At 52.0% G+C, this 23,620-nt stretch carries 21 protein-coding genes and 3 tRNA genes; 18 read left to right on the forward strand and 6 right to left on the reverse strand.

Annotated features, from left to right (window positions below; translation table 11 throughout):
• Positions 1-71 precede the first annotated feature (71 nt).
• From lolB to BZG74_RS01575, 8 genes are all read left to right on the forward strand, one after another.
• On the forward strand, positions 72-662 hold the full coding sequence (lolB, locus tag BZG74_RS01540; RefSeq protein ID WP_077771033.1) for a lipoprotein insertase outer membrane protein LolB: 591 nt from the start codon (positions 72-74) through the stop codon (positions 660-662).
• Positions 655-1,512, forward strand: coding sequence for a 4-(cytidine 5'-diphospho)-2-C-methyl-D-erythritol kinase (gene ispE / locus BZG74_RS01545; RefSeq protein WP_077771034.1), 858 nt, complete (start codon positions 655-657; stop codon positions 1,510-1,512). Before lolB ends, ispE begins: the two co-directional genes overlap by 8 nt.
• A gap of 32 nt (positions 1,513-1,544) precedes the next feature.
• Entirely contained in the window at positions 1,545-2,492 is a 948-nt protein-coding gene (locus BZG74_RS01550) for a ribose-phosphate pyrophosphokinase (protein WP_046073862.1), read from the forward strand.
• A 193-nt stretch (positions 2,493-2,685) separates the two neighbouring features.
• Entirely contained in the window at positions 2,686-3,276 is a 591-nt protein-coding gene (pth, locus tag BZG74_RS01555) for an aminoacyl-tRNA hydrolase (protein ID WP_077771035.1), read from the forward strand.
• A gap of 24 nt (positions 3,277-3,300) precedes the next feature.
• Positions 3,301-4,392, forward strand: a complete 1,092-nt coding sequence (gene ychF, locus BZG74_RS01560) for a redox-regulated ATPase YchF (protein WP_077599572.1) — start codon at positions 3,301-3,303, stop codon at positions 4,390-4,392.
• Between the two features lie 269 nt (positions 4,393-4,661).
• A tRNA-Met gene (locus BZG74_RS01565) sits at positions 4,662-4,738 on the forward strand.
• A gap of 52 nt (positions 4,739-4,790) precedes the next feature.
• A tRNA-Leu gene (locus BZG74_RS01570) sits at positions 4,791-4,877 on the forward strand.
• 17 nt (positions 4,878-4,894) lie between these two features.
• Positions 4,895-4,969, forward strand: a tRNA-Gln gene (locus BZG74_RS01575).
• Positions 4,970-5,031: 62 nt separating this feature from the next.
• On the opposite strand, the gene BZG74_RS01580 is transcribed toward BZG74_RS01575, so the two are convergent.
• Entirely contained in the window at positions 5,032-5,643 is a 612-nt protein-coding gene (locus tag BZG74_RS01580; RefSeq protein ID WP_077771036.1) for an HAD family hydrolase, read from the reverse strand.
• 21 nt (positions 5,644-5,664) lie between these two features.
• Complete coding sequence (locus BZG74_RS01585; RefSeq protein ID WP_077771037.1) at positions 5,665-6,825, reverse strand: 2-octaprenyl-3-methyl-6-methoxy-1,4-benzoquinol hydroxylase; 1,161 nt, start codon at positions 6,823-6,825, stop codon at positions 5,665-5,667.
• A gap of 283 nt (positions 6,826-7,108) precedes the next feature.
• On the opposite strand from BZG74_RS01585, the gene miaB reads away from it, so the two are divergent.
• From miaB to BZG74_RS01615, 6 genes are all read left to right on the forward strand, one after another.
• Positions 7,109-8,533, forward strand: coding sequence for a tRNA (N6-isopentenyl adenosine(37)-C2)-methylthiotransferase MiaB (gene miaB / locus BZG74_RS01590; protein WP_046073700.1), 1,425 nt, complete (start codon positions 7,109-7,111; stop codon positions 8,531-8,533).
• Between the two features lie 54 nt (positions 8,534-8,587).
• On the forward strand, positions 8,588-9,673 hold the full coding sequence (locus BZG74_RS01595) for a PhoH family protein (protein ID WP_077771038.1): 1,086 nt from the start codon (positions 8,588-8,590) through the stop codon (positions 9,671-9,673).
• Positions 9,670-10,140 (forward strand): rRNA maturation RNase YbeY, encoded by a 471-nt coding sequence (gene ybeY, locus BZG74_RS01600; RefSeq protein WP_077599577.1) that lies wholly within the window; start codon positions 9,670-9,672, stop codon positions 10,138-10,140. Before BZG74_RS01595 ends, ybeY begins: the two co-directional genes overlap by 4 nt.
• Before the next feature lie 18 nt (positions 10,141-10,158).
• A complete protein-coding gene (gene corC, locus BZG74_RS01605; RefSeq protein ID WP_077771039.1) occupies positions 10,159-11,031 on the forward strand; it encodes a CNNM family magnesium/cobalt transport protein CorC in 873 nt (290 codons plus the stop codon).
• A complete protein-coding gene (gene lnt, locus BZG74_RS01610; RefSeq protein WP_077771040.1) occupies positions 11,018-12,583 on the forward strand; it encodes an apolipoprotein N-acyltransferase in 1,566 nt (521 codons plus the stop codon). The genes corC and lnt overlap by 14 nt, the downstream gene beginning before the upstream one ends.
• Before the next feature lie 72 nt (positions 12,584-12,655).
• Entirely contained in the window at positions 12,656-13,234 is a 579-nt protein-coding gene (locus BZG74_RS01615; protein WP_077771041.1) for a lipid-binding SYLF domain-containing protein, read from the forward strand.
• Between the two features lie 114 nt (positions 13,235-13,348).
• Here the strand turns inward: BZG74_RS01615 and BZG74_RS01620 are convergent, their stop codons facing one another.
• Positions 13,349-14,521 (reverse strand): DUF2066 domain-containing protein, encoded by a 1,173-nt coding sequence (locus tag BZG74_RS01620; protein WP_077771042.1) that lies wholly within the window; start codon positions 14,519-14,521, stop codon positions 13,349-13,351.
• A 293-nt stretch (positions 14,522-14,814) separates the two neighbouring features.
• Here BZG74_RS01620 and BZG74_RS01625 point away from each other — a divergent pair, with 293 nt between their 5' ends.
• Positions 14,815-16,065: a uracil-xanthine permease family protein gene (locus BZG74_RS01625; RefSeq protein ID WP_077771043.1), complete on the forward strand. Its 1,251-nt coding sequence runs from the start codon at positions 14,815-14,817 to the stop codon at positions 16,063-16,065.
• A 73-nt stretch (positions 16,066-16,138) separates the two neighbouring features.
• Here the strand turns inward: BZG74_RS01625 and gltX are convergent, their stop codons facing one another.
• The 3 genes from gltX to zipA form a co-directional block, all read right to left on the reverse strand.
• Positions 16,139-17,563, reverse strand: coding sequence for a glutamate--tRNA ligase (gene gltX, locus BZG74_RS01630; RefSeq protein WP_077771044.1), 1,425 nt, complete (start codon positions 17,561-17,563; stop codon positions 16,139-16,141).
• Between the two features lie 167 nt (positions 17,564-17,730).
• Positions 17,731-19,746, reverse strand: coding sequence for an NAD-dependent DNA ligase LigA (ligA, locus tag BZG74_RS01635; RefSeq protein WP_077771045.1), 2,016 nt, complete (start codon positions 19,744-19,746; stop codon positions 17,731-17,733).
• Between the two features lie 111 nt (positions 19,747-19,857).
• Positions 19,858-20,817, reverse strand: a complete 960-nt coding sequence (gene zipA / locus BZG74_RS01640; protein WP_077771046.1) for a cell division protein ZipA — start codon at positions 20,815-20,817, stop codon at positions 19,858-19,860.
• A 309-nt stretch (positions 20,818-21,126) separates the two neighbouring features.
• Here zipA and cysZ point away from each other — a divergent pair, with 309 nt between their 5' ends.
• From cysZ to ptsH, 3 genes are all read left to right on the forward strand, one after another.
• A complete protein-coding gene (gene cysZ, locus BZG74_RS01645) occupies positions 21,127-21,885 on the forward strand; it encodes a sulfate transporter CysZ (protein ID WP_077771047.1) in 759 nt (252 codons plus the stop codon).
• A 180-nt stretch (positions 21,886-22,065) separates the two neighbouring features.
• Complete coding sequence (gene cysK / locus BZG74_RS01650; RefSeq protein ID WP_077771048.1) at positions 22,066-23,034, forward strand: cysteine synthase A; 969 nt, start codon at positions 22,066-22,068, stop codon at positions 23,032-23,034.
• 318 nt (positions 23,035-23,352) lie between these two features.
• Complete coding sequence (gene ptsH / locus BZG74_RS01655) at positions 23,353-23,610, forward strand: phosphocarrier protein Hpr (protein WP_077771049.1); 258 nt, start codon at positions 23,353-23,355, stop codon at positions 23,608-23,610.
• Positions 23,611-23,620: the final 10 nt, after the last annotated feature.

Raw genomic sequence — 23,620 nt, forward strand, 5'->3', positions numbered from 1 at the left:
TACACAGCGATTGGGGTCGACTAACGACAACAACCGGTCGGTTGACGAAAACAAAAAGGATACTCGGTTTGATGTTCTCCTCTGTACGCGTGAGCGTCTTGGCACTGTTTTTAGCGCTACTCGCGGGGTGTGCCACGGCGCCAGCCCCGACCACGGAATGGCAAAGCCATCACGATGCCCTTGCGTCGATAGATAGCTACACGGCACGGGGTAAGGTCGCATTTATTGCCCCTAGCACGCGCTTTTCTGCCAATTTGTACTGGCGGCACTCGCCCGCCCAATCTCAACTGCGACTCACCAACTTTCTCGGCACCACCTTGCTGTCGTTAACCATGAATGAACAAGGTGCGGTCTTGATTGATGACCAAGGTAAGCGCTACCAAGATACCGATCCGGCCCGTTTGGTCACCTATTTGACCGGTGCCCATTTACCCATCGACGCACTTGCGCCTTGGCTGATTGGGTTACCACGCGCACAAGATAGTTTTTCGCTGGGGCCAGACAACCGTGTCGCGATCCTCAAAGGGGCGCAAGGTTGGGACATTGACTATCAAGATTACAGCGCTGATACACAGCCTGCGCTACCCAAACGTATAACTCTGACCCGAGACCAGCAAACCGTTAAGTTGATGATTTCTGATTGGACGCTCGATAATGACTAAACCCACCTTTTGGCCCGCGCCTGCCAAACTTAACTTATTTCTCTACATCACCGGCCGTCGTGACAATGGCTATCATGAGCTGCAAACCCTGTTTCAGTTTCTTGACCATGGAGACACACTCGCTATTACGCCAAACGCAAGTGGTAAGATCAGCCTCAGCCCCGCAATAGATGGAGTCAGTGAACATGACAACTTGATTGTCAAAGCCGCGAAAGCGTTGCAGCAGCATACAGGGTGCCAACATGGTGCGCACATCGATGTAGAAAAACGCCTTCCTATGGGCGGCGGCCTGGGCGGTGGATCATCCGATGCCGCCACCACACTGGTTGCACTCAATCATTTATGGCAAACCCAACTCAGCCAACAAACGCTGGCGCAACTTGGCCTGACGCTGGGCGCTGATGTACCGATTTTCATTTATGGCCAGGCGGCAGTGGCTGAAGGCATTGGAGAAGTCTTTACGCCAGTTGCGCCACGCGAGAAATACTACTTGGTGGTAAAACCTGACGTGTCTATTTCCACCGCTGCAATTTTTACTCACCCTCAGTTGCAACGAAACACGCCAAAGCGCACAGTTTCTGCGCTAATGGCACAAAAATACGAAAACGATTGCGAAAAGATAGCCCGGAAACAATTCCCCGAGGTTGATAAGGCTGTTTCGTGGCTGCTAGAATACGCGCCGTCTAGGATGACTGGGACAGGCGCGTGCGTGTTTGCCGAGTTTGACACCGCACAAGATGCCCAGGCCACACTCGACACTATGCCTAACTGGCTGACAGGGTTTGTTGCACGTGGGTTGAATCGTTCACCCCTACTTGATGCGCTGCAGCAACAAACCGTCGGTCAGTGACTACTAAATGGATGCAACCCGAGGTTTCCACCGTGCCTGATATGAAGCTGTTCGCTGGTAACGCGACACCCGTTCTCGCCCAACGTATCGCAAACCGTCTTTACATGTCACTGGGTGACGCCACTGTAGGCCGTTTTTCTGACGGTGAAGTGTGCGTTCAGATTAACGAGAATGTGCGCGGTAGTGACGTGTTCGTCCTCCAGTCCACCTGCGCCCCGACCAATGACAACTTAATGGAACTGGTCGTCATGATAGACGCGTTTCGACGTGCATCGGCTGGCCGCATAACCGCTGTTATCCCTTACTTTGGTTATGCCCGTCAAGACCGCCGCGTACGCTCCTCTCGTGTTCCTATCACCGCAAAAGTCATTGCAGATTTCCTTTCTAACGTGGGTGTTGACCGCGTCCTTACTGTCGATCTCCACGCTGAACAAATCCAAGGCTTCTTCGACGTGCCTGTCGATAACATCTTTGGTACCCCTGTTCTGCTTGAAGACATGCTGGCGAAGAACCTGGAAGATCCCGTGGTTGTGTCTCCTGACATTGGCGGCGTGGTGCGCGCACGCGCCACTGCGAAACTGCTAGATGACACTGACATCGCGATTATCGACAAGCGCCGTCCACGTGCCAACGTCTCACAAGTGATGCACTTGATTGGCGATGTTGAAGGCCGTGACTGCATCATCGTTGATGACATGATTGATACCGGTGGCACCCTGTGTAAAGCGGCCGAAGCGCTGAAAAACCGTGGTGCTAAGCGCGTCTTCGCGTACGCGACTCACCCCGTTTTCTCTGGTGATGCACCGAAGAATATCGCTGAGTCTGTGATTGATGAAATCGTGGTGACGGACTCCACCCCATTGAGCGCTGAAATCCAGGCCACTGGCCGCGTATCGCAATTAACGCTCTCTGGCATGCTCGCTGAAGCGATTCGCCGCATCAGCAACGAAGAGTCTATCTCTGCGATGTTTAACTCGTAAGCTAGCCACCAGGCATTGAGTTAACCACAGCAACAGCGCCTAAGCGCCCTGCCCTTGTGCAGGGTGTTTTTTTATCTGCCATTTGCCGGTGCTGGCTCGACCCTTTAGTCACAACAATGGTAGGATATGTCGCCTTTTTGCGTGGGCGCGATGCTCACCGGCTACGATGAGTAGACAGATAGCGAGAAACGTCGTGAGTAATCAGATCCGCTTACTAGTTGGATTGGCCAATCCAGGGCCAGAATATGCCCAAACACGCCATAACGCGGGCGCTTGGGTCGTGCAAGAGCTTGCGCGGATCCACAATGCGCCGTTGAAAGAAGAAAAAAAATTCTTTGGTTTGACGGGCCGTATCAATGTCCACGGACACGATCTACGTTTGTTGATCCCAACCACGTACATGAATTTGTCCGGGAAAGCCGTGCAAGCACTGGCGAATTTTTACAATATTCCCGTCGACGCCATCATGGTGGCGCATGACGAACTAGACTTACCACCCGGTGTGGCCAAGTTTAAACAAGGTGGTGGGCACGGTGGCCATAATGGCCTGCGTGACATCATCAGCAAACTGGCAAATGATAAATCATTTTATCGACTCCGGATTGGTGTTGGCCATCCGGGTCACAAGGATAAGGTGGCGGGATATGTGCTTACCAAAGCCCCCGCCAATGAGCAAAGCCTGTTAGAACAGGCCACTGACGAGGCTGTTCGCAGCCTTGAAATACTGCTCAAAGACGATCTTGCTAAAGCGCAAAATCGTTTACATACCTTCAAAGCACAGTAATTTTGATTAAAGGGTTACCATCTCATGGGTTTTAAATGTGGCATCGTGGGCCTACCAAACGTAGGTAAATCCACACTATTTAACGCACTGACCAAAGCGGGCATTGACGCCGCTAACTTTCCATTTTGTACCATCGAGCCAAACACGGGCGTGGTGCCTGTGCCTGACTTACGCTTGGATGCGTTAGCCAAGATTGTGAACCCACAAAAAGTGCTACCGACCACCATGGAGTTTGTCGATATCGCCGGCTTGGTCGCGGGTGCATCACGCGGTGAAGGCCTGGGTAACAAATTCCTGGCTAACATCCGTGAAACCGACGCCATTGGCCATGTGGTGCGCTGTTTTGAGAATGACAATATTGTCCATGTATCAGGCAAAGTCGACCCTGCTGATGACATTGCCGTGATTAACACCGAACTGGCGCTCGCCGATTTAGAAAGCTGTGAGCGCGCGATGCAGCGCAACGCTAAAAAAGCCAAAGGCGGCGATAAAGACGCCAAGTTTGAGCTGACGGTATTGGAAAAACTGCTGCCCGTGCTGGAAGAAGGCAACATGTTGCGCTCGGTCGAGTTGAGCAAAGAAGAAGCCGCCGCGGTGCAGTATCTTAACTTCTTGACGCTCAAACCCACCATGTACATTGCCAACGTCAACGACGATGGCTTTGAAAACAACCCTTACCTCGACAAAGTACGTGAGATTGCCGCGCAAGAAGGTGCCACTGTGGTAGCCGTGTGTGCGGAAATTGAAGGCGAAATTGCCGAACTGGACGCTGAAGAAGCAGCTGCGTTCTTAGATGAGATGGGCCTTGAAGAGCCAGGCCTAAACCGCGTTATTCGCGCCGGTTACGAGCTGCTTACCTTGCATACCTATTTCACCGCTGGTGTAAAAGAAGTACGTGCGTGGACGGTGCCGATCGGCTCTACCGCGCCACAGGCGGCAGGTAAAATTCACACCGACTTTGAAAAAGGCTTTATCCGCGCCGAAGTGGTTGGCTATGATGATTACATTGCTAACAATGGCGAAAGCGGTGCCAAAGATGCCGGTAAGTGGCGCCTTGAAGGCAAAGAGTACATTGTTAAAGACGGCGATGTGATTCACTTCCGTTTCAACGTTTAACGCGCAAGCGTTAAGCCCCTCTGGGTGTGTTGTCGAGACCCCACCCTATTGATTTTGAGCCAGCCTGCGGGCTGGCTTTTTTTATTTGAATCGCGCTAGCCACAGGCTAAACGTAAGACTTGGACGCATATTGTTGGCAAAATCAGCACAAGCTGGTGAATATTGCAGCCAACGAGATGAAAATCATAAAAAAATAGCCAGCCATACTTGACGCTCTAGCTCTCTATCCGCATAATCCGTTCCGTCTTAAGGCTTTCGCCTTACAGCGTGGCTACGTAGCTCAGTTGGTTAGAGCACATCACTCATAATGATGGGGTCACAGGTTCGAATCCCGTCGTAGCCACCATTTATTTTTTGTAATTTGGCAGCGTTTTTTATTGCCGAGTTACCCACCTTTTGCGGAGGTGGCGGAATTGGTAGACGCGCTAGCTTCAGGTGCTAGTGTCCGAAAGGACGTGAGGGTTCAAGTCCCTCTCTCCGCACCAAGTTAGGCAACGCCTACTGGGGTATCGCCAAGCGGTAAGGCAACGGGTTTTGATCTCGTCATTCCCAGGTTCGAATCCTGGTATCCCAGCCATATTAAAAAGCCCACATCATGTGGGCTTTTTTGCGTTTAAAGGCTCATGTGTACCGCATCCACTACACCACGATTCCCAGCTTGGCCAGTTCTGCGCGACCTTGCTGTGCATCGGTAAAGGGGATGCCCGCCATGCCCAGCGCTTTCGCACCCTCGACGTTCGCAACCCTGTCATCCAAAAACACACAAGAGGCTGGATCGAGGTGGTAGTCATCCAACAAGCGTTGATAAATGGCAGGCTCGGGTTTTAAGTACCCTACTTCGGCTGACACGATGGCACCATCAAACAGCGACCAAAACGCATAGCGCTGTTTTAAGAACGCCACGATTTCGCGCACATTATCGGTTAACGCATAAACCCCGTATCCAGCCTCTTTGGCCGAGCGAAGCAAATCAACACTGCCGTAAAGACAAATTTGAGTCTGTTTGATGTAATAAAACAGCGCTTCAAGCTGCGCGGGGCTTAGCGCCGTGTCATCGGCAAAATGCTGCTTGGCTTGCGCCTCGGTGAGCCTGCCACGATTCAGCGCTTGCCAGGTATCGCTCTGGAAGATTTGATTGACATAAGCGTGTGTATCCGCCGCGTCCCCCAACGTTAGGCGAATAATTTCTTCTGGTGACCAACGCACGATCACATTGCCAATATCAAAAATAATGTTCTGGTAGCCCGTCATGTCACCTCCTTGTCACCAAGACTAAAGCCCTAGTGCATACTTCAACACCTGCTTTTTCACCGGGCCACTGTATTCAGCCAGTTTAAACACCGCATTACGTGCCAGTTTTAAAGGCGTCACTTGGTTACTGAACGCGGCATAAAACACATCCATCCCCGTTTGCATCATCATGTTATCGGTGCGGCGTGCTTTTTCGTATGCCGCTAACGTTGACTCCGCTTGCCATTCTGCGCCCGCATCGGCACACGCATCCAGCAATGCGGCGACATCTTTAAAGCCTAAGTTCACCCCTTGCCCTGCCAGCGGGTTGATGGTGTGGGCGGCATCACCAATCACCACGACCCCATTACGATGGTACTGCTGAGCATGACGGCGTGTTAGTGGAAACGCGCCCCAATTGATGGGAGTGACGTCACCAACTTGTGGTGGGAAATGGCTCACTATCTCGGCTTTAAGCTGTTCGGCATTGAGCTGACACAACTGTTGAACTCGCGCTGGGCTGTCGTACCACACTAGCGAGGCGTTGTGGCCACAAAGCGGCAACAGCGAGCGCGGCCCGGTGGGGAAAAACTGCTGCCAGGTAATGTCCTGTTGGGGGGCGGCCGTTTCGACATGGATGAGCATACAATGCTGGCGATAATCCCAGCTGGTAAGGCCAATTTGCGCGTAGTCTCGCACTTTGGAGTGGGCACCATCCGCACCGATAAGCCAAGGGGCACTCAGGGTGTCACCACTGTCTAAGTGAATTTGGTGCAGTTCGCTTGTTTGCGTGATGTTGGTGATCGAGGCCGGTGAGACGAGGTGCAAATTGTCAACGCGAGCAAACTGTTGCCACAGACCGAGTTGAATCAAGCGGTTCTCGACCATATATCCTAATTGTGGCAAGTCGAGTTGGTCAGCACTGAAACACACACGGCTGTCTTCCGCTTCCCAGGTTTCTAGGCGGCGGTACGGGCAAACACGCATGGCTTCAACACTGGCCCACGCACCGAGATCCTTGAGCAGGCTCACGGAGGCATGAGAAATCGCCGAAACGCGCAAATCCATCGGTTGTGAAGGTTCAAAAGGCTCAGGGGGCTGGCGCTCAATTAACGCCACCTGGCGTCCTTGGCGAGCAAGCCCAAGTGCCGCCGCAGCGCCAACCATGCCACCGCCGACTATAATAACTTCAAATTGATTCATGACCGCCTCTTTGTGCCGTTGATGCAAGCATTCTACTGAAGGTAAACGAGAATTCGATATCAATCCGATCAAAGTGAGGGCAAATTCGCTTTTCCGAGCGTGCCTTTGTCGCGTTCGCTCAAACGTTTAGCCGGATCGACGTGATTTCTCCGAACCTGTGATCTGGTCAGCGATATTGGAAAGCAGTACAATACGCGGCTTGCCAAGCTGATTGACTGATTAAAAACCATACAGCTTGAAAGGGTAATGTCGTCCATAAGATTAACAATGAGCGTGAAGTTACATGGCTAAGAAACTGCTGATCAAAACCTGGGGTTGCCAAATGAATGAGTATGACTCATCCAAAATGGCAGATCTGCTCAATTCTGCCGGTGGCTATGAGCTGACCGAACAACCAGAAGACGCAGACGTTCTCCTTCTCAATACTTGCTCGATTCGAGAAAAGGCACAAGAAAAGGTATTCCATCAACTCGGGCGTTGGAAAACCCTCAAAGACAAAAACCCAGAGCTGGTGATCGGTGTCGGTGGCTGTGTGGCAACCCAAGAAGGCGATCATATTCGTGAGCGTGCGCCTTATGTGGATGTGATTTTTGGCCCGCAGACCTTGCACCGCCTACCGGAGATGATCAAGCAGTCACGCTCGGATCATGCGCCAGTGATGGACATTACCTTCCCAGAGATCGAAAAATTCGATCGTCTGCCAGAGCCTCGTGCAGAAGGGCCGACCGCCTTCGTCTCAATTATGGAAGGCTGCTCAAAATACTGTACGTTCTGCGTGGTCCCTTACACCCGTGGTGAAGAAGTCAGCCGTCCGCTGGATGACGTATTGTTCGAAATTGCACAGCTGGCCGAACAAGGTGTGCGTGAAGTTAACTTGTTGGGACAAAACGTGAACGCCTACCGCGGCGACACTCATGACGGTGATGTGTGCACGTTTGCGGAGCTGCTGCGTTATGTCGCGGCCATTGATGGTATTGACCGTATCCGTTACACCACCAGCCATCCGGTGGAATTTACCGATGATATCATTGAGGTGTATCGTGATACCCCTGAGGTTGCAAGCTTCTTGCACCTGCCGGTACAAAGTGGCTCAGATCGGATTTTGACCATGATGAAACGCCCGCACACGGCGATTGAGTACAAATCAAAAATCCGTAAGTTGCGTCAGGCGCGTCCGGATATCACCATCAGCTCTGACTTTATCGTGGGCTTCCCGGGTGAAACCGAGCAAGATTTTGAAGCGACCATGAAATTGATTAAAGATGTCGATTTCGATATGAGCTTTAGCTTTGTTTACTCGTCTCGTCCAGGCACGCCGGCTGCCGATATGCCAGACGATACGCCAGAGCAAGTGAAAAAAGAGCGTTTATACCGCTTGCAACAACAAGTAAATAGCCAGGCCATGCGCTATTCACGCATGATGCTGGATACCGAACAACGTATCTTGGTTGAAGGCCCTTCACGCAAAAATCTGATGGAGTTGCGTGGTCGTACCGAGAACAACCGAGTGGTCAACTTTGAAGGCTCTGTCGATTTGATTGGCCAATTTGTTGACGTCAAAATAACCGAAGTGATGCCAAACTCGCTGCGCGGCGAGCTGGTTCGTACCGAAAAAGATATGGACTTGCGTGTCGCCGTCTCGCCAACCGAAATCATGGCGAAGACGCGCAACGAAAACGAGCTTGGTGTTGGTGTTTTCACGCCATAACGCGTTCATCAATTCAACGGTGCCGGGTAACCGGCGCCGAAAGCGAGGATAATCTTGTCTAAAATCATCTCTCTTGACCTGAACCTAGAACCTGCCGACAACACCCGTCTTGCCAACTTATGTGGCCCGTTTGACGATAATATCAAACAGCTTGAGCGCCGCTTGGGTGTTGAAATTAGCCACCGCCATAATGCATTTACTGTGATGGGTAAGCCCCATACAGCCAATGCCGCGGTCGATATTTTAAAGCGCTTATACGTCGACACTGCCCCTGTGCGTGGCAGCTCGCCAGACATTGAGCCCGAAGCGATTCATTTGGCGATCAAAGAGTCGGGCGTGTTGGAGCAAAACACCGAGTCGAGCATTCCTTACGGTAAAGAAATCAACATCAAGACCAAAAAAGGGGTGATAAAACCGCGTACGCCCAACCAAGCGCAGTACATCGCCAACATGGTCAACCATGACATCACCTTTGGTATCGGCCCTGCGGGGACGGGTAAAACCTACCTTGCTGTCGCGGCTGCGGTTGATGCGCTTGAGCGTCAAGAGATCCGTCGTATCCTCCTGACCCGTCCTGCGGTTGAAGCTGGTGAGAAGCTAGGCTTTTTGCCCGGTGACTTGAGCCAAAAGGTCGACCCTTACTTGCGTCCGCTTTACGATGCGCTATTTGAAATGCTCGGCTTTGAACGGGTCGAGAAATTGATCGATCGTAACGTGATCGAGGTGGCACCTCTTGCTTATATGCGTGGCCGAACCTTGAACGATGCCTTTATTATCTTGGATGAGAGCCAGAACACCACAGTCGAGCAGATGAAGATGTTCTTGACGCGGATTGGTTTTAATTCACGGGCAGTGATCACCGGTGACGTGACCCAGGTCGACTTACCGCGCAATGCGCGCTCAGGCCTGCGCCATGCGATTGAAGTGCTCGCGGACGTTAACGAAATTAGCTTCCACTTTTTCCAAGCGGATGATGTCGTCCGTCACCATGTAGTCACCCGCATTGTTCAAGCGTACGACAAATGGGAAGCGGAAGACGCCAAAGCCCGTAAAGAGGCCGAGGCACGTCGCCGAGAAGCGCGTGAAGCCCAGCAAGTTGCTGCGCAGCCTGCCACTACTAACTCACAGGATCCGTCATGAGCTACTATGTCGATGTGCAAATTGCCTGTGAGAACGAGCAAGGCTTGCCCAGTGACGATCAGCTCCAAGCTTGGTTTGAGCAGGCCGTGCGCACCGCTCGGCCCCAAGCGGAAGTGACGATACGCATCGTCGATGAGGGCGAGAGCCAAAGCCTTAATCGCGATTATCGCGGCAAAGATAAACCCACAAATGTGTTATCTTTTCCGTTTGATGCCCCTCCTGGGGTTGAGATTGATTTACTCGGTGATTTAGTCGTGTGTCGCCAAGTTGTTGAACAAGAAGCACAACAACAAGGTAAAGCACTGATGGATCATTGGGCACATATGGTTGTCCATGGTAGCTTACACTTACTGGGTTACGACCATATTGAGGATGATGAAGCCGAGCAAATGGAGGCGCTGGAGCGAGAGCTTCTCGCCGCTATGGGGGTCAGTGACCCTTATGCTAACGACTTCGTCGAGCGTTAACTAACTGAATGAAACTGAATGAACGACGATAATTCGCAAAACTCAGACGGTCCGAGTAGGAAGACCTTCTTCGAACGGCTGGGTCAGTTTTTCCAAGCTGATCCAAAAGACAGACAAGAGCTGGTGGACGTGTTCCGAGACTCAGAGCAAAACGCCCTGATCGATCACGACACACGGGACATGCTGGAAGGTGTGATGCAAATCTCTGACATGCGTGTGAGAGATATCATGATACCCCGTTCGCAGATGGTAATCGTTGAACGATCGCAATCATTGGAAGCGATCATTAATATTATTATTGATGCCCAACACTCTCGTTATCCTGTGATCAGTGATGACAAAGATCATGTTGAAGGCATCTTGCTTGCGAAAGATTTGTTGCGCTATCTGCGCCCAGATGCCGAAGACTTTGACATCGAAAAAGTGTTACGCCCCGTGGTGGTGGTGCCTGAGAGTAAACGCGTCGATCGTTTGCTCAAAGAGTTCCAAGAAGAGCGCTACCACATGGCGATCGTCATTGATGAGTTCGGGGGCGTGTCAGGGGTTGTGACCATTGAAGACATTCTCGAAGAGATCGTCGGTGAGATCGAAGACGAATACGATGACGAAGAGGAACAGGAAATCCGCCAGCTCAGCCGTCATACGTTCTCGGTCAAAGCCCTGACAACCTTGGAAGACTTTAATGAGCATTTTGGCGCCCAATTCCAAGATGATGTGGTGGACACCATCGGTGGTCTGGTGATGACCAGCTTTGGCCATCTCCCTGATCGCGGTGAAGAAGTCGACATTGGTGATTATCACTTTAAAGTGACGGCTGCCGATAGTCGTCGTATCATTCAGCTACAAGTCACTATCCCAGACAGTAGCGAAGTTAACAGTGAAAACGCCTAACCGTTTATACCAAAGTGGGCAGTCATTACTGGCTGCCGCTTTTGGTGCCTCCGCCACCCTCGCCTTTTCCCCCTTCTCGTACTGGCCATTCATGCTGGTTGCTTTGTGGGGCTTGTTCACCCTGCTGCAAACCGCCTCGCCTAAACGCAGTGCATGGCTAGGATTCTGCTGGGGACTCGGCCAATTTACCACTGGCGTTAGCTGGGTTTATGTCAGCATCGACCATTTTGGTGGCATGCCTGCCATTGCCGGCCTGTCGTTAATGGCATTGCTGATTGCGTACCTCTCCCTCTATCCGGCGTTATTTAGCGCATTGGTCAACAAACTGCCCATTCGCCAGCCCGGTATCAAGTGGTTAGTCCTCGCCCCCGCGCTATGGCTGGTGATTGATTGGCTTCGAGGCTGGGTGTTTACCGGTTTTCCTTGGCTATGGCCTGGCTACAGCCAAATCGACAGCCCACTGGCTGGCATTGCCCCAGTGTTCGGGGTGCAGGGGATCACGCTTGTATTGGCCATACTGGCTGGCCTGCTCGCGATCATCACGCCTCGCTGGGGGCATTGGCAAGGAAAAGTACGTCATCGCGCCATCGCCGCGGGATTAGGACTGGTCGCGGTCAGCTATGGCCTTGGTAGCATTAACTGGGTAACAAAAACCGACCAACAGCAGCAAATTTCGTTAATCCAAGGCAATGTGCCGCAAGCGCTGAAATGGCGCCCCGATCAGCGCTGGCCAACGCTGATGAAGTACCTGGATTTCACCCGCCAGCATTGGGACAGTGATGTCATTATTTGGCCAGAAGCCGCCGTTCCGGCCCTGGAGCGCGAACTGCCCCGCTTTTTCTCTCAGCTTGATCAAGCCGCCAAGCATAACCAAACCACGGTGATCACTGGCGCGCTCGACCAAAATGAACAGGGCGCGTACTTTAACAATGTCCTGGCGCTGGGCGCTGGCACACCGGCGTATCGCTATCCGGCGCCGACCCAATACAGCAAGCATCATTTGCTACCGTTTGGCGAGTTTGTCCCCTTTGAGGCGCTATTACGCCCGCTCGCGCCGCTGTTTAATCTGCCGATGTCATCATTTTCACCGGGCGAGCCGATTCAGTCCGCGCTGCCCGCCAACGGCTGGGACTACATTACCGCGCTTTGTTATGAAATAGCCTTTCCCGCGCAAATCCGCGACAACTTGAACGCCGACAGCGACGCCATTATTACGCTATCGAATGATGCGTGGTTTGGTCGCTCGATTGGCCCCTGGCAGCACCTTGAAATTGCACGAATGCGCGCACTTGAATTTGGCTTACCAGTGATGCGGGCCACCAATAACGGCGTTACTGCCTTGGTGGATGAGCACGGCAAGCTTCAAGCGACGCTGCCCCAGTTTGAAACTCAGGTGCTGACCACACAAATAACCAGAACGGAAGGCATAACGCCTTATCGCCAATGGGGCAATACGCCGCTGTGGCTTTGGGTCATTTTCAGTGGCGGCCTGGGCGTAATGGTTTGGCGTCGCGATACCCGTAAGCCAAGCAAAATCTCAACAAACCTCTGACATTACCAGCAAGTGACTGACGTAACCTGATTGTGCTTTTAGTCATTTAGATTAAGCCATAAGGAGATAACCATGTTACGTCGTTCTCATCGCTGGTTTGCATTGGTCATCGTCGCACTGACGGCATTGACCGGTTGTGCGACCAGCTCACAGCAAGACCAGGTGCGCCAAGCCAACCTCGCGCGCGAACAGTTTAAGCAGTACCCACAAACCCAACCTTTTTTCGATAACGCCTACGGCTATGCCGTCTTTCCTTCTGTCGGCAAAGGGGGTTTTTGGGTAGGCGGTGCCTATGGTAAAGGCGTCGTATATCGTCAAGGCTCCCCAGTGAGTGCCGCAGAGCTCAAACAGGTCTCGGTCGGGCTGACCTTTGGTGGTCAAGCGTTCAGTGAAATTGTCTTCTTTAAAGATAAAACCGCGTATGACCGCTTTATGCAAGGGCAAGTGGAACTCGGCGCGCAAGCGTCAGCCACCGCATTAACAGAAGGGGCGTCAGCACAAACCGGCACCTCTGGCACTTCAGCCTCCGCCAGTAACCGTCAATCGCGGGCTTACTACGTAAATGGGCTCACGGTGTTTACCCACGCCAAAGGGGGGTTAATGGTTGAAGCAGCGCTGGCTGGACAACAGTTCTCCCCAGCTAGCTGGTAGTTGCTGACGGGGACGGAGAATAAAAGCTGTCAACGTATTTCAGGACGGGACAGCCCCATCAAAAATGGCTAGCCGTGTAGGCTAGCCATTTTAGCTTGGGTAATTGCTTAAACGTTATGGCTGCCAGACGAACCATAGACGCTTCTCCGCCGACGGTTGTGGCTCAGGAGCAGCCGTTTGTGTGCTGTCGCTAACCGCCTGGACCGCCGTCTCGTCACCTTGTTCAAGGTCTGCATCTGGCTGCGCGGTATTTTCCTTCTTGCTAGCTGCTTGTGATGTGCTTGCGGTATAAGCCTCTTGCTCCTGCGTGGTCATCAACCGCACTTCTCGGTTGGCCGTCAACTCTTTAACCAGCGCTTGCTGAGAGGCTGCCAGTCGCGCATCAAATACCAGAGTATGGTCATTCAGTTCACGTAAATGCACACCTTGTATCGCATTAAGTGCTGCCAAGGTTTTCTCGAGTGCGACATAATCATCTCCGTTCTCAATACCGCCGACCGCAATAACCACAGACGCGCTGTCTTCGCTTTGATCAAGGATGACGCCGGTTTGCTCCGCGTAATAGTCGGCCAATGAGTGAATCATTGCAGTGGCATCGCTTGCCTGCCCACGGGTTTGATTGGTTTGCATTTGGTTTGCATCAGGGAAAAGCTGCCAGCGAATACCTTGCTCGGTCAGTTTGGCAATCACAATGCCGTCTGGCTGGTAACGCTCACTGGCTTGCTCAACAGGCTGAATAAACCCACCCCACAAATCACTGCTCGAAATCGCCATCAAGTCATCAAAATCGCCTACAGGAATGAGCACAGGCAATCCGCGCAATGCCGCTGCCTCACGCAGCTTATCTATCACTGGGCGCTCACTTTGCTCCCAAATAATTTGCCGTTCGACACCGCGGTCATCCACCAGCCACACCAGCACAGACGGGCGTGGGCTTCCCCACAAAGGGAGCCCTGCTTTGCGCAGTATTTCGCGCACCTGTTGGCTATCAAATCCGACTTCTAACGTGCGCTGTGTCGCGCCATCCGCCCCTTGATCACGCTCACCGTAACCGAGTTGGGTGATCAAGCTATCTACCTCTTGCTGCGCTTGTTTCACCGCTGGGTTGTTTGACAGGTTTCGCTTGCCGGACACCTTGGTCAGTACGGCACTTAACCCTTGTTTTTTTGCCGCTTGTTGGGACGTTTGCGCGCCATTATCAAGCGGAATGCTGGCGTGATAAAGGTCGTTTGCCAGCGCGCTAGGCAACCATAAACAGGCAATGAAGGCCAACACAAATCGATTCATAGTCTTTCCACATGGATAAATGGGAGTCCAGCGATCATAAGCTGACAGCTCTAGGTTCAGCAATCCTTAATGGCAAAAAAGATAACGCGGACGCGATAAAGTCGCTGTCTCCTCGTCCACTGCCCGCGTCCCCTACAAAAGCCGATATCGATAACGCACAAGTCTGTTCCCTTGCCTTAGTGATGAAATCCGTTACATCATTTATTTGCTAACGATCTCACATTTAGAAACATGACAGGAATCACAGAAACGCTTTGTGCTAGCATTGCGCGATTTTTTTCGGAGGTGAGATCATGATGCAAGTTTTACAAGGGGCACAAATGCTGTTCGTCGCATTTGGAGCCTTGGTGTTAGTGCCGCTGTTAACCGGGCTCGATCCCAACGTCGCACTCTTTGGTGCCGGAATAGGTACCCTAATCTTTCAAGTTATTACCCGCCGCTCTGTTCCTATTTTTCTCGCCTCTTCTTTTGCCTTTATTGCTCCCATTCTTTACGGCGTTAACAACTTCGGTATTCCTGCCACCATGGGTGGACTGATGGCCGCCGGGGTTATCTACCTCATCATGGGTGCCATTATTCGCGTGAAAGGCGTAGACATTATTCACAAATTACTTCCTCCCGTGGTGGTCGGCCCTGTGATTATGGTGATTGGACTTGGCCTGGCACCCACCGCCGTCAATATGGCGCTGGGAAAAAGTGGCGACGGCAGCGAGCAACTCATCGCTGGGGATATCGCTATCTGGATCGCTTTACTGTCACTGCTAACCACCATTGCGGTCAGTGTCTTTGCCAAGGGCTTTTTCAAACTGGTTCCCATTATGGCCGGTATTGCGGTTGGCTATGTGGCAAGCCTGGTGATGGGAATTGTCGACTTTACCCAGGTGGCCAATGCCAGCTGGTTGATGATGCCTGCCTTTACCTTGCCAGAATTTAACATCAACGCCATTTTATTTATGATCCCCGTGGCCATTGCGCCCGCGGTGGAGCATGTGGGCGATATGCTGGCAATTTCCAATGTCACCCGTAAAGACTACCTTAAAAAGCCCGGTCTGCACCGCACCATGGCAGGTGACGGCGCGGCGACGATCGCCGCCTCCATGTTTGGTGCTCCGCCGAATACGACTTACAGTGAAGTCACCGGCGCGGTGATGCTCACCAAAGCATTTAACCCTAAAATTATGACCTACGCGGCGATCACCGCCATTGTGCTGGCGTTTGTGGGTAAACTGGGAGCACTGCTACTGACCATTCCTTTGCCGGTGATGGGCGGCATTATGATCCTACTATTTGGCTCTATCGCCACTGTGGGTCTTAATACCTTGATTCGCAATCAAGTAGACCTTCACGACTCGCGCAACCTTGCGATTGTCGGCGTCACCTTGGTCTTTGGGATCGGAGGGATGGCCTTTGGCATTGGCGATTTCAGCTTACAAGGCATCAGTTTATGTGGCTTGGTCGCCATCGTGCTTAATTTGGTGCTACCTCGTCAAATGGGCGAAAACCACATCGTTGATAGCGCGCAGATGGAAGAAGAGTCGCATTAAGACAGGCGATGACAAACTAAAAAAGGGCGCCGCAGCGCCCTTTTTTGATTGTGCCGTGGTATGTCCACGCTCGTTAGCTTTGTGCAGCACGCGCTTCAACCACTTTGATGGCTTGTTCGATACGCGCCACCACGCGATCTTTACCGATAAGGTGCATCACCGCATCCACCGAGGGTGATTGACCACCGCCAGTGACTGCAACACGCAATGGCATACCGACTTTACCCATACCCACGTCTAGCTCTGCACAGGTATCCGCAATCACCGCTTTCAGAGCATCAACCGTCCACTCGTCCAGCGCTTCAATCTTGCCTTTTGCCACTTGCAGTGGTTCAAGCGCGACTGGACGAAGGTGTTTCTTGGCGGCGGTTGCCTCAATCTCATCAAAGTCTTGATAGAAATAACGGCTTTGCTCGGCCAGCTCAACCAGGGTGTCACAACGCTCACCCACCAGCTGGATAACCTGGGTCAAAGCAGGTCCTGTCGAGGCATCAATGCCTTGCTGATCCAGGTGCCATTGCAAGTGTGACGCGACCTCAGCTGGATCACCGTTTTTGATGTAATGGTTGTTCAGCCAACGCAATTTTTCCGTGTTAAAGGCAGAGGCTGACTTACTGATCGCTTCTAGGGAGAAGAAATCAATCATTTCTTCCATCGAGAAGATTTCTTGGTCGCCGTGAGACCAGCCCAGACGCACTAAGTAGTTACGCAGTGCTTGTGGCAAGAAACCTTGGTCGCGGTATTGCATGACGCTCACCGCACCATGACGTTTAGACAGCTTGGCACCATCATCGCCAAGGATCATCGAGCAGTGAGCAAACTCAGGGACAGGCGCGCCCAGTGCTTCATAAATGTTAATCTGACGCGGGGTGTTGTTAATGTGGTCTTCCCCACGCACCACTTGGGTGATCCCCATATCCCAATCATCAACCACTACACAGAAGTTGTAGGTTGGGCTTCCGTCGGTACGGCGGATGATCAAGTCATCCAGTTCACTGTTCGCAATTTCAATCCGGCCGCGGATCTTATCGTCAAACACCACCTTGCCCTCTTTGGGGTTGCGGAAGCGAATGACGTGTGGGTCGTCAGCGTTTGCTTGGCTGTTGGCCGCAATCACCTTGGGATGATTGGCATCGTAGCGTGCTTTCAAGCCATTCGCTTTTTGCTCTTCACGAATTTCTTCTAGCAGCTCTTTGGGGGCATAACACTTGTAGGCTTTGTCTTCTGCCAACAGCTGATCAACGAGCTCATTGTAACGATCAAAGCGTTTCGTTTGGTAGTACGGCCCTTCATCCCAGTTTAAGCCAAGCCATTCCATGCCCTCTAAAATGGCATCAATCGCTTCTTGGGTTGAACGTTCGATATCTGTATCTTCAATACGCAATACAAATTGACCACCTTGGCTGCGTGCTGCCAGCCAAGAATAAAGTGCGGTACGCGCGCCACCAACATGCAAAAAGCCGGTTGGGCTGGGGGCAAAGCGGGTTTTAATCGTCATTAGGATCCCTATCCCAGTGCTGAGAATAATATGTAACGGTTAGTTTACCAGTACAGGTAAATTCCACAATCCGGCCATGTCCAGACATGGAACATGGCCCTATAAACTATTGCGCGTGCGCGAGATGATTCGCTCGAGTGGCTCGGCACACAACGTGATGGGTAACGCTACTGATTGAGCATGGCAATCATCTGATCTTCATCGAGTACCGTGACGCCCAAATCTTGCGCTTTGGTCAGTTTGGAGCCAGCGGCCTCTCCCGCCACTAACATGTCGGTTTTCGCCGAGACACTGCCGGTCACTTTAGCACCCAACGCCTGTAGCGCCGCTTTAGCATCACTGCGAGACATTTGCGACAAAGTACCCGTCAGAACAATGGTTTTACCGGCTAACGGTTGCGCATCTGGCTCAGAAGGAGCACTGATTTCCGGCCAGTGGATCCCTGTTGCCAATAAGGCCTCCAGCACACTTTGGTTGTGCGGCTCGGCAAAGAAACGGACGATGTGACCCGCGACAATCGCACCGACATCCGGCACATTAATGAGTGCCTCTTCATCGGCAGCACGCAGCGCATCAAGAGTATGAAAGTGCAACGCGAGATTTTGCGCGGTCGCCTCGCCTACCTCACGAATCCCCAAGGCATAAATAAAGCGTGGCAAGGTGGTGGTTTTGGCTTTTTCCAGTGCATCAACCAGGTTCTGGGCTGATTTAGGCCCCATTCTGTCTAGCTGCGTCACCCGACCGGGGGTCAAGGTAAAGAGATCGGCTGGCGTCTCAATCAGCTCTTTTTCGATTAACTGCTCAACGATTTTATCGCCCAAGCCGTCAATATCCATGGCCTTACGTGACGCAAAGTGTTTGATTGCCTCTTTGCGCTGCGCCAGACAAATCAAACCACCGGTGCAGCGTGCGACCGCTTCACCCTCGATACGCGTCACCGCTGAATCACAGACCGGACACGCGTCGGGAAACACGATTGGTTTTGCCTGCTCAGGACGTCGGCTTTCCACCACGCCGACAACCTGAGGGATGACGTCACCGGCACGGCGGATCACCACAGTATCACCAATATGCACGCCTAACCGCTCGATTTCATCACCGTTGTGCAAGGTGGCGTTACTGACCGTCACGCCGCCCACGAACACAGGCTCAAGCTTAGCGACTGGCGTAATCGCCCCAGTGCGGCCCACTTGAAACTCGACATCGTTTAGGGTGGTGATTTCTTCTTGCGCCGGGAATTTGTAAGCTATCGCCCAACGCGGCGCGCGCGCCACAAACCCTAACCGCTCTTGGCTATCAATGCTGTCCACTTTGATGACGACACCGTCGATTTCGTAGGGCAGCGCATCACGGCGCGCCATAATGTCTTGGTAATAGGCTTTCACGCCGTCTAGCCCTTCCACCCGTTTCACTTCCGGACTGAGCGCTAGGCCCCATTTTTTGAGCTTTTGTAAGCGTTCACTTTGCCCTTGGCCGAAGGGAGTCGACATCACACCCACCGCATAGGCATAGAAGCTCAACGGTCGGTTGGCGGCGACTTTAGGATCCAGTTGGCGTAGGCTGCCTGCCGCCGCATTGCGCGGATTGGCAAAGGTTTTATCGCCTTTTTTAAGCGCAGCCTCGTTAAGTGCCTCAAAGCCCGCTTTCGGCATGAAGACTTCACCTCGCACTTCAAGCCGTGTTGGCCAATCCCCCTTCTGTAGCGTGAGGGGAACATTACGAATGGTTTTGACGTTGTGGGTAATGTTCTCGCCCGTGGTGCCATCTCCTCGCGTCGCGGCTTGAACCAGCTCACCATTTTCGTAAATCAGGCTCACCGCTAACCCATCGAGTTTAGGTTCACAGGTGTAGGTCACGGCCTGCTCTGCCCCCAGCGATAGGCGCTCTTTCAAACGACGTTCGAAGGCATCCAAATCCGCCGGCTCAAAAGCATTATCGAGCGACAACATGGCAAGCTCATGGGTCACGGTTTCAAAGGCACTCAGTGGCGCGCCCCCGACTCGCTGACTCGGTGAGTCGCTAGTTACCCATTCAGGGTGTGCCGCCTCAATGGCTAATAAGTCTTGCATCAAGCGGTCGTACTCGGCGTCAGGCAGCTCTGGGCTATCTTCGACGTAGTACCGGTAGGCGTGATAGTTGAGCTGGTGCTTTAAATCATCGAGTTGTTGTTTGCTGTAAGCCATGTTTGATTCGTCGTCTGAGCGGAGTCGGTTGCGGGCAAGTATATCGATAAATCACAGACAGCGGGAGCCATGTCCCGCTGTCTGCTTAAACCATAGTCGCGTGCAGGCAGGCTATTTGACCATAAAGGCTTTAACGCGCTCGCGATATTCATCCAATCGTGACGGAGTCATCATGGTGCGTGCGTCATCCAGCACTAAGCCGCCCAATTCATCCGCGATTTGCTGGGCCGTTTGTAGCATGAGTTTGAAGTTTTGCTCAGGCTCACCGTAACACGGCAAGGTCATAAAAAAGCTGATGCCCGGTGTTTCAAAGCTTTCACTATGGCTGACATCGAAGGTACCGGGTTTGACCATATTCGCGACACTGAACAACACTTTCCCGCTACCAGACAAGTCAGAATTGCGGTGATAAATGCCCATATCGCCAAAACGGAGGCCGTACTGTTCCAGAGTAGGAATAAGCTCAAGCCCAGTGAAAACTTGGTTATTGTTCGCATGAACATGTAACACCAGCACTTCGGTATCATCAGCCGGGGCTTCATCCTGTTGCTGCTCGCCCGTGTCTTGCGAGTCTGTTTGCAAAGGCGCATCAGCATCAACAGCTTCACTGGCGGGTGCGTGTGGCGCTGGCTCGTCAGTCTCTTCGGCATGTGAATATACAGGCGCTGGCTCATCGCTCTCTACATCCTCAGAACTCGACGTTGTGGTAGAGAAAGAGGGCTCATCATCCGTCGCCGACATGGAGGGATAGACCGATTCCTGCGGCTCAGAGGCCGTCTCAGTTTGGCCTGCAAATAAAGGATCCACATCAGGTTTCTCGCCAAAGCTCATCGCAGGCTCTTGGCGCGCAGGCTTGTCGCTCTCACTTTTCGCGCGACTGACGACCCTGACTGCGCCAATACCATCTTGGTCAAACTTTTGATCGTCACTGTCATCATCAAGCTTTCCCAGCGGCTTTTCGCCAAACTTGGTCGTCTTTTCTTTCTTGTTTGTCCAGAGGCCATGCAAAAGCAAAGCTGCGATTGCTAGTGCTCCCAACACAATCAGTACAAGGCGCAATTCCTGCATCATCGATTCTCAAATCTATCTATGTTCAGCGTTTTGATTAGCTTATGTCACAACGCCAACCAGTTTGCAAAGGGTAGCGCGATCATAAGCGGGGCCTGTTGGCTGACGCAATGCGTTAATGGTCAACTTAGTTAACTGTATCAAAAGTTGGGGACAATTTAACGAATAGCGACACACAAATCGTTAAACTTTATCATTATTAGGCCGTTGTCATCCCAGCGATTCCCCCCGTAATATAGCGCACATCGTTAATTTTGTATCAACCGCTTGCGTGCGGCTTGTTGTGACCAACATTGTTATCAAGGAGATATCATGGCGAATTATGCTCGCCCCCGTCCTCAAAGTGGCGCTGGCTACTTGTTCCAGGGTTTTTCATTGATGATGGCACCCGGCTTACGCCGCTTTGTGATCATTCCTATTTTGATCAATGTGTTGCTGCTGGGCGGCGCCTTCCTTTACCTACTGTCACAGTTTGGTGATTGGATAGACCATTGGATGGCGAGCCTACCCGAATGGCTCTCTTGGCTTTCATTTCTCATATGGCCTTTAGTCGTCGTGGCGATCCTTGTGGTGTTCTCCTACGTGTTTAGCACGTTGGCTAACTGGATAGCGGCGCCGTTCAATGGCCTGTTGGCCGAACATGTGGAAGCCAAGCTGTCAGGAACGCGGGCACCGGATGATGGCTTGGCTGGCATCGTTAAAGATATCCCGCGGGTGATGAAACGAGAATGGCAAAAGCTCGCTTACTACATCCCCAGAGCACTCGGCTTTTTGTTGCTACTTTGGATACCCGCAATCGGACAAACCGTGGGGCCTGTGATCTGGTTTTTGTTTAGCGCGTGGATGATGGCGATTCAATACTGTGATTACCCGTTCGATAATCACAAGGTGTCGTTTCCCGCCATGCGCCAGACCTTAAACCAACAACGTGGCGCATCGCTAAGCTTTGGTGCAATAGTTATGCTATTTACTATGACGCCGTTGCTTAACCTGCTGGTGATGCCTGCAGCAGTATGTGGCGCAACCGCCATGTGGGTGGATAATCACAAAGCCTCATTGGGGCGTAATTAGCCTGTTTAGCCGGGAATGTTCTACGCTAAAGCTCACATCGACGATGTGGGCTTTTTTCGGTTAACCAATCAGTTATTGGTTAATGTCACAATAAGATATAACCAACCGATCCTTTCAAAACCAAGCAGCAGAGATATGCTTGGAGTGTTATTAAAATCGGTGTCATGAAGGAACGATACAATGGGCAAGATTTACGAAGATAATACACAAACCATCGGAAATACACCGCTAGTTCGCCTGAACCGCGTGGCTAAACCAAACGTGTTGGCCAAAGTTGAGGCACGCAACCCAAGCTTCAGTGTTAAGTGCCGTATCGGTGCCAACATGATTTGGGATGCAGAGAAAAAAGGCACCCTCAAACCCGGTATCGAATTGATTGAGCCTACCAGTGGTAACACAGGGATCGCACTCGCCTATGTCGCAGCGGCACGTGGTTATAAGCTGACCCTCACCATGCCGGAGTCTATGAGCCTTGAGCGCCGTAAGCTGCTTAAAGCCATGGGCGCGAAGCTAGTGCTCACTGAAGCACCAAAAGGCATGAAAGGCGCGATTGCCAAAGCCGAAGAAATCATGGCGGCAGAGCCAGGCAAATATCTGATGCTGCAACAATTCGACAACCCAGCCAACCCTGAAATCCATGAAAAGACCACAGGGCCTGAAATCTGGGAAGACACTGACGGTGAAATCGATGTGTTTGTTGCCGGTGTTGGCACAGGTGGTACCCTAACCGGTGTTAGCCGCTACATCAAAAACACCCAAGGCAAAGCCATCACCACAGTGGCGGTCGAACCTGCCGAATCGCCAGTGATTGCACAAACGATCGCGGGTCAAGATGTGCAGCCTGCGCCTCACAAAATCCAAGGTATTGGCGCGGGTTTTGTGCCGAAGAACTTGGACGTGAAGCTTGTTGACCAAGTGGTCTCTGTCAGCTCAGACGAAGCGATTGCAATGGCTCGCCGTTTGATGGAAGAAGAAGGCATCTTGGGCGGGATTTCTTCAGGTGCAGCGGTGGTTGCGGCAAACAAAATTGCCGAGCTTCCCGAGTTTGCAAATAAGAAGATCGTCACAATTTTGCCAAGTGCAGCAGAGCGTTACCTTAGCTCACCACTGTTTGCTGGGATGTTCACCGAGCTGGAAACCGAGCAGTAACAGCAGGTTAGGCAATCAGCCTCCACCCCCCCCTATTCGCAAAGGCCCAAATTGGGCCTTTTTTGTTTGATTTTTATATTAAGCTTTAGTAAAACACGTCTGCCTTTTTTATTTTCCGCATCAAAATAAAAGCCCTCGCGCCTAATGAGTGGAAGGTCAAAAATGGCAAAAAGATGACACGAAATTGACATGGATTAAGCTATCAGGTCGATTTCTTGGTTAGGTTAGCGTCAACGGATAGCGAAGTCGCCCGTTAGCGGTTAAGCTAACCTTATATTTAATACATAGATTTAAAAAAATACAGAAACGGGGTGAATCATGTATCAGAAGCAAGTTGAGATTACTGCAGAAAACGGCCTACACACTCGTCCAGCGGCGCAGTTCGTCAAAGAAGCGAAAGGCTACGACGCTGAGATCACCGTTGAGTCTAACGGTAAGAGCGCGAGCGCAAAGAGCCTATTTAAACTTCAAACCCTTGGCTTGACCAAAGGCACTAAGGTGACTATCTCTGCTGAAGGTGCGCAAGCACAACAGGCCGTTGATCACCTAGTAAAACTGATGGACGAGCTGGAGTAATCCGGCTCTT

Origin of the sequence: Salinivibrio sharmensis, assembly GCF_001995985.1 — a bacterium.
Lineage (GTDB): Bacteria > Pseudomonadota > Gammaproteobacteria > Enterobacterales > Vibrionaceae > Salinivibrio > Salinivibrio sharmensis.